The 13,282-nt window shown below is 64.8% G+C and carries 6 protein-coding genes, 1 tRNA gene and 3 rRNA genes; 3 read left to right on the top strand and 7 right to left on the bottom strand.

All coding sequences use genetic code 11. From position 1 onward, the window contains the following. Positions 1-187: 187 nt before the first annotated feature. Positions 188-2,836, top strand: a complete 2,649-nt coding sequence (locus tag V4Y03_RS25495; protein ID WP_332436385.1) for a SpoIIE family protein phosphatase — start codon at positions 188-190, stop codon at positions 2,834-2,836. Between the two features lie 108 nt (positions 2,837-2,944). Here the strand turns inward: V4Y03_RS25495 and V4Y03_RS25490 are convergent. The 7 genes from V4Y03_RS25490 to thyX all read right to left on the bottom strand — a co-directional run bounded on the left by V4Y03_RS25490 (position 2,945) and on the right by thyX (position 12,266). After that, positions 2,945-3,017: transfer RNA gene (locus V4Y03_RS25490), tRNA-Thr, on the bottom strand. 4 nt (positions 3,018-3,021) lie between these two features. Next, positions 3,022-3,138, bottom strand: a 5S ribosomal RNA gene (gene rrf, locus V4Y03_RS25485). A 74-nt stretch (positions 3,139-3,212) separates the two neighbouring features. Next, a 23S ribosomal RNA gene (locus V4Y03_RS25480) occupies positions 3,213-6,335 on the bottom strand. A 289-nt stretch (positions 6,336-6,624) separates the two neighbouring features. Continuing rightward, positions 6,625-8,150, bottom strand: a 16S ribosomal RNA gene (locus V4Y03_RS25475). Together the 16S, 23S and 5S rRNA genes with 1 tRNA gene alongside form the textbook arrangement of a ribosomal RNA operon. A gap of 512 nt (positions 8,151-8,662) precedes the next feature. Continuing rightward, positions 8,663-10,348 (bottom strand): ribonuclease J, encoded by a 1,686-nt coding sequence (locus V4Y03_RS25470; RefSeq protein ID WP_317874332.1) that lies wholly within the window; start codon positions 10,346-10,348, stop codon positions 8,663-8,665. Positions 10,349-10,447: 99 nt separating this feature from the next. Then, on the bottom strand, positions 10,448-11,347 hold the full coding sequence (dapA, locus tag V4Y03_RS25465) for a 4-hydroxy-tetrahydrodipicolinate synthase (RefSeq protein ID WP_317874333.1): 900 nt from the start codon (positions 11,345-11,347) through the stop codon (positions 10,448-10,450). 178 nt (positions 11,348-11,525) lie between these two features. Continuing rightward, a complete protein-coding gene (thyX, locus tag V4Y03_RS25460) occupies positions 11,526-12,266 on the bottom strand; it encodes an FAD-dependent thymidylate synthase (RefSeq protein ID WP_056565777.1) in 741 nt (246 codons plus the stop codon). A 154-nt stretch (positions 12,267-12,420) separates the two neighbouring features. On the opposite strand from thyX, the gene V4Y03_RS25455 reads away from it, so the two are divergent. Continuing rightward, on the top strand, positions 12,421-12,660 hold the full coding sequence (locus V4Y03_RS25455) for a hypothetical protein (protein WP_317874334.1): 240 nt from the start codon (positions 12,421-12,423) through the stop codon (positions 12,658-12,660). Between the two features lie 54 nt (positions 12,661-12,714). After that, positions 12,715-13,275, top strand: a complete 561-nt coding sequence (locus tag V4Y03_RS25450) for a hypothetical protein (RefSeq protein WP_332436384.1) — start codon at positions 12,715-12,717, stop codon at positions 13,273-13,275. Positions 13,276-13,282: the final 7 nt, after the last annotated feature.

Raw genomic sequence — 13,282 nt, 5'->3', positions numbered from 1 at the left:
GGCGATAACAGTTCGGCAGCTTCGCACAGCGTCCCTACCCCCGGGGGGCGGAATCAGCGCGACCGGCCTCCGCCGGCACAGTGAAGGAAAGTAACCTGGCACCCGGCTGTCCAACCACCCCGGTCCGCCCGGCGGGGGCGGTGTGGTGCGCGATCGACCACCGGGCACCGGGAGGGGCAGACCGAGCATGGCGGAGCCGGGCGTCGAGACGCGTACGAGGAGTGCTGTGATCACCGCGCGGGCGACTGCCAGCTTCGAGCCCGTCGGGCGGTCCGTCGCGGCCGCCCGCGCCTTCGTCCGGGACACCCTCCAGGGCTGGGGACACCCCGAACTCGTCGACGACGCCGTCGTCCTCACCAGCGAACTCGTCACCAACGCCGTCATCCACGCCGGCACCTCCGCCGAGGTCCTCTGCCTCCGCTCCGACGACAGCATCCGCGTCGAGGTCGCCGACCGCTACCCCGAGCGCGAGATCCCCGGCCAGAGCGGCCGCTCACTGGGCAGCCCGGACCGCGAGAACGGCCGCGGCCTGCTGCTCTGCGCCGCCCTCGCCCACCGCTGGGGCGTCGACTACACCCCCACCCGCAAGCACGTCTGGTTCCATCTGGACCTCCCCCAGCGCCCGGTCGGCACCCGTTCCGCGGGCCCGGTCCTGCCGGACGCGCTCCTCCCGGTCACCGACAGCCGCGTCCGCGTCGCCGTCGCCCAGATCGACCGCGGCGGAGCCATCACCGCCTGGAACGAACACGCCGGGGAACTCTTCGGCTACGACTCCGAGCACGTCGTCGGCAAGCCCCTCGGCGACCTCGCCGCCTGGCCCCACACCCCCGGCATCGGCACCGGCCTCGCCGAGGCCCTGCGCCTCTCCCGCTGGGAGGGCAGCTACGGCATCCGCTGCGCCGACGGCCGCGTCATCCCGGTCTACGCCTCCCACCTGCGGGTACGGGACGCCCAGGGCGAACCCTCCACCGTCTGTCTCCTGGTACGCGAGCACGAGCGGGCCGTCCTCCAGACCCCGCAGCGCGCCGCCGCCGAGCCCGGCGCGGAGAACCGGACCGCCGCCGACCCGTTCGAGGTCTTCATCGGCTCCCCCGCCCCCGACGACCTCGACGGCCTCCTCCAGCGCACGGTCGAGCGCGCCCGCGACATGCTCGACGGCGACTCCGCCTTCCTCCTCCTCGCCACCGACGACGAGACGGAACTCGAGGTACGGGCGACCACCGGCCTCCCGGCCGCCCGCCAGCGTTTCGCCCGCGTCCCGGTGGAGACCGGCGCCAGCCGTTACGGCTCCGCCCGCATGCCCGCGGTCCACGAGGACCTGGCCGCCGTCCCCGGCGCCGTCCCGCTCCTCGAAGGCACCGGCATGCGCTCGGTCGTCACCGTCCCGCTCAAGGTCGAGGGCCGTCTCACCGGCTCCCTGGGCGTGGCCGCGGAGCTCGCGAACCGCTATTCCAACGAGGAGGCCCTGCGCCTCCAGTTCGCCGCCGACCGCATCGCCCTGGCCGTGGAGTCCGCCCGCCTCGGCGAGCTGGAGCGGTTGCGCCGCGGTTCCCTCAGCTTCCTGGTCGAGGCCTCCGACCTGCTGGCCGGCACCCTCGACCGCGACCAGACCCTGGCCCTGATGGCCCAGATGACGGTCCCGACCCTCGCGACCTGGTGCGCGGTCTACACGATCGCCGACCAGTCCTCCGACCCGTACCTCTCGTACGTGCTCCACGAGGACGAGGACCGCATCGACGGCCTCAAGGACCTGTTGTCCTCGATCGCCCCGCCCGACCCGGTGCCGACCCCCGGCGCCCGTGTCTGGACCGCCCCGGGCGACGCGGCCCACCGCGCGGCCCTCACGGCGTCGGTCCACGCGCTCGACCACCCCACGAGCCCGCTGTCCTCCGGCATCGACACCACCCTGGCCACCGCGAGCGCGGTCGCCGGCGAGACGGTCGTCCTGCCGCTGGTCGCCCGCAACCGGGTCATCGGCATGCTGACCCTCGGCCGGCCCTCGGAGGACCACTTCCGCCAGGAGATCCTGGAGCTCGCCGAGGACCTCTCGCGCCGGGCCGCCCTGGCCCTGGACAACGCCCGCCTGTACTCGGAGCGGGTGGCGATCAGCCAGTCCCTCCAGCGCAGCCTTCTCCCGCCCGGCCTCCCCGACATCCCGGGCGTCGAGGTGGACGTGATCTACCGGGCGGCCGGCGAGGGCAACGAGGTCGGCGGCGACTTCTACGACATCTTCCCCATCAGGGACGACGTGTACGGCTTCGCCATCGGCGACGTCTGCGGTACGGGACCGGAGGCGGCCGCCGTCACCGGTCTGGCCCGCCACGCCCTGCGCCTCCTGGCCCGCGAGGGCTTCGGCGGCCCCGCCGTCCTGGAGCGCCTGAACGCGGCGATCCTCGACGAGGGCGCCCGCAGCCGCTTCCTGACCCTCCTCTACGGCGAGATGCGCCCGCAGTCGGACGGCTCGGCGATCCTCAAGGTCGTCTGCGCCGGCCACCCGCTGCCGCTGCGCCTCCGCCCGGACGGCACGGTCAGCTCCGCGGCGGAGCCACAGCCGCTCCTCGGCGTGATGGAGGACCTGGAGCTGTACGAGGAGACCATCACGCTCGATCCGGGTGATGTCCTCCTCTGTGTCACGGACGGCGTGACGGAGCGCCGTGAGGGCACCCGCATGCTGGGCGACGACGGCCTGGCCGATGTCCTCAAGACGTGTACGGGCCTGACGGCCGGCGCGGTCGCCTCCCGGGTCCTCCGGGCGGTCGAGCGCTTCGCCCAGGCCCCGGCCTCGGACGACATGGCCATCCTGGCGATGCGTCTCCACGAACCGCACGACCGCTGACGGTACGGGTTCCGGCGATTCCCCATCGGGGAATCGCCGCCCCTCCGTCACCTGTCCGTACGGAAACGCAGAAAGGCCCCCGCCACAAGGCGGGGGCCTTTCTGATTGAGCCCTTTAACGGAATCGAACCGTTGACCTTCTCCTTACCATGGAGACGCTCTACCGACTGAGCTAAAAGGGCGGGTGTTCGGCGGCGTCCTACTCTCCCACAGGGTCCCCCCTGCAGTACCATCGGCGCTGAAAGGCTTAGCTTCCGGGTTCGGAATGTAACCGGGCGTTTCCCTAACGCTATGACCACCGAAACTCTATGAAGTTAACCAACCGGATATCGGCACAGTTCGTTACTTCAGAACTAACACAGTGGACGCGAGCAACTGAGGACAAGCCCTCGGCCTATTAGTACCGGTCAGCTCCACCCATTACTGGGCTTCCACATCCGGCCTATCAACCCAGTCGTCTACTGGGAGCCTTACCCTCTCAAGGAGGTGGGAATACTCATCTCGAAGCAGGCTTCCCGCTTAGATGCTTTCAGCGGTTATCCCTCCCGAACGTAGCCAACCAGCCATGCCCTTGGCAGGACAACTGGCACACCAGAGGTTCGTCCGTCCCGGTCCTCTCGTACTAGGGACAGCCCTTCTCAATATTCCTACGCGCGCAGCGGATAGGGACCGAACTGTCTCACGACGTTCTAAACCCAGCTCGCGTACCGCTTTAATGGGCGAACAGCCCAACCCTTGGGACCGACTCCAGCCCCAGGATGCGACGAGCCGACATCGAGGTGCCAAACCATCCCGTCGATATGGACTCTTGGGGAAGATCAGCCTGTTATCCCCGGGGTACCTTTTATCCGTTGAGCGACGGCGCTTCCACAAGCCACCGCCGGATCACTAGTCCCGACTTTCGTCCCTGCTCGACCCGTCGGTCTCACAGTCAAGCTCCCTTGTGCACTTACACTCAACACCTGATTGCCAACCAGGCTGAGGGAACCTTTGGGCGCCTCCGTTACTCTTTGGGAGGCAACCGCCCCAGTTAAACTACCCATCAGACACTGTCCCTGATCCGGATCACGGACCGAGGTTAGACATCCAGCACGACCAGAGTGGTATTTCAACGGCGACTCCACAACCACTGGCGTGGCTGCTTCAAAGTCTCCCACCTATCCTACACAAGCCGAACCGAACACCAATATCAAACTGTAGTAAAGGTCCCGGGGTCTTTCCGTCCTGCTGCGCGAAACGAGCATCTTTACTCGTAGTGCAATTTCACCGGGCCTATGGTTGAGACAGTCGAGAAGTCGTTACGCCATTCGTGCAGGTCGGAACTTACCCGACAAGGAATTTCGCTACCTTAGGATGGTTATAGTTACCACCGCCGTTTACTGGCGCTTAAGTTCTCAGCTTCGCCACACCGAAATGTGACTAACCGGTCCCCTTAACGTTCCAGCACCGGGCAGGCGTCAGTCCGTATACATCGCCTTACGGCTTCGCACGGACCTGTGTTTTTAGTAAACAGTCGCTTCTCGCTGGTCTCTGCGGCCACCCCCAGCTCAGAGTGCAAGACTCATCACCAGACGTGGCCCCCCTTCTCCCGAAGTTACGGGGGCATTTTGCCGAGTTCCTTAACCATAGTTCACCCGAACGCCTCGGTATTCTCTACCTGACCACCTGAGTCGGTTTAGGGTACGGGCCGCCATGAAACTCGCTAGAGGCTTTTCTCGACAGCATAGGATCATCCACTTCACCACAATCGGCTCGGCATCAGGTCTCAGGCTATGTGCTGTCCGGATTTACCTGGACAACGCCCTACACCCTTACCCCGGGACTACCACCGCCCGGGCTGGACTACCTTCCTGCGTCACCCCATCGCTTACCTACTACCACCTTGGATCAGCGGCTCCACCACTTTCCTTTCCCCGAAGGGTCCGGAACGGCTTCACGGCCTTAGCATTAATGGATTCGATACTGGGCGTTTCAAAGCGGGTACCGGAATATCAACCGGTTGTCCATCGACTACGCCTGTCGGCCTCGCCTTAGGTCCCGACTTACCCTGGGCAGATCAGCTTGACCCAGGAACCCTTAGTCAATCGGCGCACACGTTTCTCACGTGTGTATCGCTACTCATGCCTGCATTCTCACTCGTGAACCGTCCACAACTCGCTTCCGCGGCTGCTTCACCCGGCACACGACGCTCCCCTACCCATCACAGCGCCCGTTGGGGCTCATGCTGCAATGACACGACTTCGGCGGTACGCTTGAGCCCCGCTACATTGTCGGCGCGGAATCACTTGACCAGTGAGCTATTACGCACTCTTTCAAGGGTGGCTGCTTCTAAGCCAACCTCCTGGTTGTCTCTGCGACTCCACATCCTTTCCCACTTAGCGTACGCTTAGGGGCCTTAGTCGATGCTCTGGGCTGTTTCCCTCTCGACCATGGAGCTTATCCCCCACAGTCTCACTGCCGTGCTCTCACTTACCGGCATTCGGAGTTTGGCTAAGGTCAGTAACCCGGTAGGGCCCATCGCCTATCCAGTGCTCTACCTCCGGCAAGAAACACACGACGCTGCACCTAAATGCATTTCGGGGAGAACCAGCTATCACGGAGTTTGATTGGCCTTTCACCCCTAACCACAGGTCATCCCCCAGGTTTTCAACCCTGGTGGGTTCGGTCCTCCACGAAGTCTTACCTCCGCTTCAACCTGCCCATGGCTAGATCACTCCGCTTCGGGTCTTGAGCGCGCTACTGAATCGCCCTGTTCGGACTCGCTTTCGCTACGGCTTCCCCACACGGGTTAACCTCGCAACGCACCGCAAACTCGCAGGCTCATTCTTCAAAAGGCACGCAGTCACGACCCATTGAGTAAACTCAATGAGCGACGCTCCCACGGCTTGTAGGCACACGGTTTCAGGTACTATTTCACTCCGCTCCCGCGGTACTTTTCACCATTCCCTCACGGTACTATCCGCTATCGGTCACCAGGGAATATTTAGGCTTAGCGGGTGGTCCCGCCAGATTCACACGGGATTTCTCGGGCCCCGTGCTACTTGGGTGTCTCTCAAACGAGCCGTTAATGTTTCAGCTACGGGGGTCTTACCCTCTACGCCGGACCTTTCGCATGTCCTTCGCCTACATCAACGGTTTCTGACTCGTCTCACAGCCGGCAGACTGTGAAAGAGAGATCCCACAACCCCGCATGCGCAACCCCTGCCGGGTATCACACGCATACGGTTTGGCCTCATCCGGTTTCGCTCGCCACTACTCCCGGAATCACGGTTGTTTTCTCTTCCTGAGGGTACTGAGATGTTTCACTTCCCCTCGTTCCCTCCACATGCCCTATGTGTTCAGGCATGGGTGACAGCCCATGACGACTGCCGGGTTTCCCCATTCGGAAACCCCCGGATCAAAGCCTGGTTGACGGCTCCCCGGGGACTATCGTGGCCTCCCACGTCCTTCATCGGTTCCTGGTGCCAAGGCATCCACCGTGCGCCCTTAAAAACTTGGCCACAGATGCTCGCGTCCACTGTGTAGTTCTCAAGCAACGACCAGCCACCCATCACCCCACCCGACAAGCAGATGAGTTCACTGGGGCCGGCATCGCGAAGATACAAACCTTACGGCCGTACCCTCAGATACCCAACAACGTGCCAAGCGTGAGCCACCGTCCGTCTTCTTCTTTCCACGCCGAAGCAGTACTCGAAGAACCATCAGGTTCACTCACGCCAACTAATCAACGTTCCACCCATGAGCTGACCGTGCAGAACGTTTGTCTGCAATCGGTACTGTGCTCCTTAGAAAGGAGGTGATCCAGCCGCACCTTCCGGTACGGCTACCTTGTTACGACTTCGTCCCAATCGCCAGTCCCACCTTCGACAGCTCCCTCCCACAAGGGGTTGGGCCACCGGCTTCGGGTGTTACCGACTTTCGTGACGTGACGGGCGGTGTGTACAAGGCCCGGGAACGTATTCACCGCAGCAATGCTGATCTGCGATTACTAGCAACTCCGACTTCATGGGGTCGAGTTGCAGACCCCAATCCGAACTGAGACCGGCTTTTTGAGATTCGCTCCGCCTCGCGGCATCGCAGCTCTTTGTACCGGCCATTGTAGCACGTGTGCAGCCCAAGACATAAGGGGCATGATGACTTGACGTCGTCCCCACCTTCCTCCGAGTTGACCCCGGCGGTCTCCTGTGAGTCCCCATCACCCCGAAGGGCATGCTGGCAACACAGGACAAGGGTTGCGCTCGTTGCGGGACTTAACCCAACATCTCACGACACGAGCTGACGACAGCCATGCACCACCTGTATACCGACCACAAGGGGGGCACTATCTCTAATGCTTTCCGGTATATGTCAAGCCTTGGTAAGGTTCTTCGCGTTGCGTCGAATTAAGCCACATGCTCCGCTGCTTGTGCGGGCCCCCGTCAATTCCTTTGAGTTTTAGCCTTGCGGCCGTACTCCCCAGGCGGGGAACTTAATGCGTTAGCTGCGGCACCGACGACGTGGAATGTCGCCAACACCTAGTTCCCAACGTTTACGGCGTGGACTACCAGGGTATCTAATCCTGTTCGCTCCCCACGCTTTCGCTCCTCAGCGTCAGTAATGGCCCAGAGATCCGCCTTCGCCACCGGTGTTCCTCCTGATATCTGCGCATTTCACCGCTACACCAGGAATTCCGATCTCCCCTACCACACTCTAGCCTGCCCGTATCGGATGCAGACCCGGGGTTAAGCCCCGGGCTTTCACACCCGACGTGACAAGCCGCCTACGAGCTCTTTACGCCCAATAATTCCGGACAACGCTTGCGCCCTACGTATTACCGCGGCTGCTGGCACGTAGTTAGCCGGCGCTTCTTCTGCAGGTACCGTCACTTTCGCTTCTTCCCTGCTGAAAGAGGTTTACAACCCGAAGGCCGTCATCCCTCACGCGGCGTCGCTGCATCAGGCTTTCGCCCATTGTGCAATATTCCCCACTGCTGCCTCCCGTAGGAGTCTGGGCCGTGTCTCAGTCCCAGTGTGGCCGGTCGCCCTCTCAGGCCGGCTACCCGTCGTCGCCTTGGTAGGCCATTACCCCACCAACAAGCTGATAGGCCGCGGGCTCATCCTTCACCGCCGGAGCTTTTAACCAGCTCCCATGCAGGAGCCGGTGTTATCCGGTATTAGACCCCGTTTCCAGGGCTTGTCCCAGAGTGAAGGGCAGATTGCCCACGTGTTACTCACCCGTTCGCCACTAATCCACCCCGAAGGGCTTCATCGTTCGACTTGCATGTGTTAAGCACGCCGCCAGCGTTCGTCCTGAGCCAGGATCAAACTCTCCGTGAATGTTTACCCGTAATCGGGTCACACTCGCGTTGAGCGGGACAGTCAGGCCGGAATAAGGCCGACTGTCCACAGCGTCCTCGCTGTGTATGTTGCCTGCTGACCACGAGGGCCGGCAGGACTTTCAAAGGAACCCTGCCATCCGAAGATGGACGGGGTATCAACTAATCTGGCGTTGATTTTTGGCACGCTGTTGAGTTCTCAAGGAACGGACGCTTCCTTTGTACTCACCCTCTCGGGCTTTCCTCCGGCGCTTCCTTCGTTTCCGACTCTATCAGATCTTTCCGATCCGATTTCCTCGGTGCTTTCCGGTCCCTTTTGTTTTCACTCCGGGGGCCTTTCGGCGTTTCCGACTTTATCAGAAGATCTGAGTCGGATTTCCCGCCTCCCGTGGAACCGTTCCTGCACACGTCGGCGCCGGGGTTCCCGTTCTGGCGGAGCCGTAAACGTACTGGAGCGGGGCGCCCCGATGCAAATCGAGGGGCCCCGCTCCGGTGTCGCGCTGGTCAGACGTCTCAGACCTCGACGACGACCGGGAGGATCATCGGGCGCCGGCGGTAGGTGTCGGAGACCCACTTGCCGACGCTGCGGCGGATCAGCTGCTGGAGCTGGTGGGGTTCCACGACGCCGTCCTGGAAGGACTTGTTGAGCGCCTGGTCGATCTTCGGGAGCACCGCGTCGAACGCGGAGTCGTCGATGCCCGAGCCACGGGCGTGGACGTTCGGGCCGCCCACGATCTTGCCCGTGGAGGAGTCGACCACGACGAAGACCGAGATGATGCCCTCCTCGCCGAGGATCCGGCGGTCCTTGAGGGAGGTCTCGGTGACGTCGCCGACCGAGAGGCCGTCGACGTACACGTAACCCGCCTGGACCTTGCCGGTGATCCGGGCGCGGCCGTCGACCAGGTCGACGACGACGCCGTCCTCGGCGATGACGATGTGGTCCTTGGGGATCCCCGTCATCGCGCCGAGCTCGGCGTTGGCGCGCAGGTGGCGCCATTCGCCGTGGACCGGCATGAGGTTCTTCGGGCGGCAGATGTTGTAGAAGTACAGCAGCTCGCCGGCCGAGGCGTGGCCCGAGACGTGGACCTTGGCGTTGCCCTTGTGGACGACGTGCGCGCCCCAGCGGGTCAGGCCGTTGATCACGCGGTAGACCGCGTTCTCGTTGCCCGGGATGAGGGACGACGCCAGGATGACCGTGTCGCCGGGGACGATCCGGATCTGGTGGTCGCGGTTCGCCATCCGGGACAGTGCGGCCATCGGCTCGCCCTGGGAGCCCGTGCAGACCAGCACGACCTCGTCGTCCGGCAGGTCGTCGAGGGTCTTCACGTCCACGACGAGGCCGGCCGGGACCCGGAGGTAGCCCAGGTCACGGGCGATGCCCATGTTGCGGACCATGGAACGGCCGACGAAGGCGACCCTGCGGCCGTACTCGTGGGCGGCGTCCAGGATCTGCTGGATGCGGTGCACATGGCTGGCGAAGCTGGCCACGATGATGCGCTTCTGGGCGTTCGCGAAGACCGTGCGCAGGACGTTGGAGATGTCCTTCTCCGGCGGGACGAAGCCCGGGACCTCGGCGTTCGTCGAGTCGGACAGCAGGAGGTCGATGCCCTCCTCGCTGAGCCGCGCGAAGGCGTGCAGGTCCGTGAGGCGGCCGTCCAGCGGCAGCTGGTCCATCTTGAAGTCGCCGGTGGCGACGGCCATGCCCGCGGGGGTGCGGATGGCGACCGCGAGCGCGTCCGGGATGGAGTGGTTGACCGCGATGAACTCGCAGTCGAACGCGCCCAGGACCTCCCGGTCGCCCTCCTTCACCTCAAGGGTGTAGGGGCGGATGCGGTGCTCCTGGAGCTTGGCCTCGATCAGGGCGAGGGTCAGCTTGGAGCCGATGAGCGGGATGTCCGGCTTGAGCCGGAGCAGGTAGGGGACGGCACCGATGTGGTCCTCGTGCCCGTGCGTGAGCACGATGCCCTCGATGTCGTCGAGGCGGTCCCGGATGATGGTGAAGTCCGGCAGGATCAGGTCGACGCCGGGCTGCTCCTCCTCGGGGAAGAGGACGCCACAGTCGACGATGAGCAGACGGCCGTCGAACTCGAAGACCGTCATGTTCCGGCCGATCTCGCCGAGCCCGCCGAGCGGGATGACGCGCAGGGCGCCCTTCGGGAGCTTCGGCGGAGCGCCGAGTTCAGGATGCGGATGACTCAAAAGACTCTCCTCACCACGCACGCCACGTACCTCTTGGCACGTGGCGCGCATGACATTCGTGCACTTGCTGTTGTCAGTGTTCAGTTGTGAAGTCTGTTGTCAGAGTTCTACCCCGCCGGCGGCCAGGTCGACCTTGAGCTGCTCGGTCTCCTGCGGGGAGAGCTCCACGAGCGGCAGTCGCAGCGGGCCGGCCGGGAGGCCCTGGAGGGCGAGCGCGGCCTTGGTGGTCATGACGCCCTGGGTGCGGAACATGCCGGTGTAGACGGGGAGCAGCTTCTGGTGGATCTCGGTGGCCTTCTGGACCTCGCCGCCGAGGTGGGCGTCGAGGAGGGCGCGGAGTTCCGGGGTGACGACGTGGCCCACGACGGAGACGAAGCCGCAGGCGCCGACGGAGAGCAGGGGCAGGTTGAGCATGTCGTCGCCGGAGTACCAGGCGAGGCCGGAGCGGGCGATGGCCCAGCTGGCGCGGCCGAGGTCGCCCTTGGCGTCCTTGTTGGCGACGATGCGCGGGTGCTCGGCGAGCCGGACGATCGTCTCGGTGTCGATCGGGACGCCGCTGCGGCCGGGGATGTCGTAGAGCATCACCGGGAGCTCGGTGGCGTCGGCGATGGCCGAGAAGTGCCGGTACAGGCCCTCCTGCGGGGGCTTGTTGTAGTACGGCGTGACGGCGAGCAGGCCGTGGGCGCCGTCGCGCTCGGCGGTGCGGGCGAGCTCGATCGAGTGGTGGGTGTCGTTGGTGCCGATGCCGGCGACGACGTGGGCGCGGTCGCCGACCGCCTCCAGTACCGCTCGTACCAGCTCCGATTTCTCCGCGTCGCTGGTGGTGGGGGACTCGCCGGTGGTGCCGTTGACGACGAGGCCGTCGTTGCCTGCGTCCACCAGATGGGTGGCCAGTCGCTGGGCACCGTCGAGGTCGAGTGCGCCGTCCGCCGTGAAGGGCGTGACCATGGCGGTGAGGACCCGCCCGAAGGGGGTCTGCGGAGTGGAGATCGGAGCCATGGGTAACACGCTACTCGCTGCTCAGCGCCGGGTGTCCCCGAGGGGGACAGGAGAAAGGGAGCCCGGCGCTGCCTGCTCGGGGGTTCAGGCAGCGCCGGGTCCGTTTGATCAGCCTAGATGAACTTCGTGAAACGTCGCAATACGGACACTTCGTGCGAGCCCTTCGGACATGTGTGCGTTACGGGGCCACACGGCCGTTCTTGTTGAAGGCGGCGTGGGTCAGCGGCATCAGCCGGGCCCAGTGCTCCTCCATCTTCTCGCCGACCATCTCGATCTCCCGCTGCGGGAAGGACGGGACCGCCGCCAGCTCGTGCTGGGTACGCAGGCCGAGGAAGTGCATCAGCGAGCGGGCGTTGCAGGTGGCGTACATCGAGGAGAACAGACCGACGGGGAGGACCGAACGGGCGACCTCGCGGGCGACGCCGGCCGCCAGCATCTCCTGGTAGGTGGCGTACGCCGTCCGGTACGACTCCTCCATCGTCCGGCTGACCACCTCGTGCTGCTCCTGGGTGCCGTCGACGAAGACGTACTTGCCGGGGCGGCCCTCCTGGACGAGCTTGCGGGAGGTGTCCGGGACGTAGAAGACCGGCTGGAGCTCCCTGTAGCGGCCCGATTCCTCGTTGTACGACCAGCCCACGCGGTGCCGCATGAACTCCCGGAACACGAAGATCGGGGCGCTGATGAAGAAGGTCATCGAGTTGTGCTCGAACGGGCTGCCGTGGCGGTCCCGCATCAGGTAGTTGATCAGGCCCTTCGAGCGCTCGGGGTCCTTCTGGAGCTCTTCGAGGGACTGCTCGCCCGCGGTGGACACCCGGGCCGCCCAGAGGACGTCGGAGTCGGCCGCCGCGCTCTTGACCAGATCAACGGTGACGTCGCTCCGGAAGTCGATCTTCACGTTCTCGGTGGGGCTGTCGGTCACCAGCGGTCCTTCCGTTCGGTTGTTGCAGTCGCCCACTCTAACGACGTCCTACCGGAGGATGAGATTCGGCCGCTTTGGTGAAAAAGGGCACCAAAGTGCCGGTTCTGTCGTCTCTACCTGTGAGGGACGACGACTACCGAGGAGAGTGGCCCTGATGTTCAGCCGGAGAGAGGCCGTACCGTTCGCGTTCGTCGCGGAGGCCGACCACTTCCGCAGTAACGTCACTCCACCGCCCCGGGAGCGCCCCAACGCCTCGCAGATCGTGGGCCGTACGCTGATCGGGCTGACCGTGGTGGCCGGCCTCGTCGGTTCCCTGATCTTCGGGATGCCGTCCCTGCAGTCGGGCGGGTCCGCCACTCACCAGCAGCAGTCGGAGGCCTCCGACAACCGCTGAGGTAGCCTCACCGGGCACTGCCCCTTCGAGCGTGCTTGTGAGTGAGGAACTGTCGTGCCCCTGCCCTTTCTGACGGCCGACCGTGCTTTTGACACGACCGACCACGTCGCCCTGCCGTTCGACGACCACGATCAGTGGCGCCGTCCCTACCGGCCGGGGTCATGGCGGGTCGGGGCGGCGGCGCTGACGCTGCTGCTCGCCTCGTTCGTGCTCCTCGCCGCGGTGATCATCGCGGCCGCCGGAGCCTTCGGCGGGGCGTCCGCCACCCTGGGCATCGCGGTGCTCGCCATCCTGGCCGCCCTGCGGATGCTCCGTATGGGCACCTGGGTGAGCCGCGCCGGGGTGCGCCGCGTCGCCTTCTTCTCGACCGTCACCGCGCCCTGGGCCAAGGTGACTTCCGTACGGACCGTGCAGCAGCCCGTGCGCTGGCTGGGACTTCCCCGCACCGTCCAGGGCCAGGCCCTGGTGCTCGGCCGGCAGGGTGGTGAGCAGCTGCTGCTGCTCACCGACCACAACGCCGACTTCCTGTCCCGCGTCGAGGCCTTCGACCGGGCCGCCGACACGGTCGAGGCCTGGAACGCCGAGTACGGCGTGGTCCCGGCCGCCACGCGCTGACCGGGAC

The sequence above is a fragment of the Streptomyces sp. P9-A4 genome (assembly GCF_036634195.1).
GTDB lineage: Bacteria > Actinomycetota > Actinomycetes > Streptomycetales > Streptomycetaceae > Streptomyces.
Note: the sequence above shows the minus strand (reverse complement) of the source record. Positions and strands in the feature narration are given on the sequence as shown.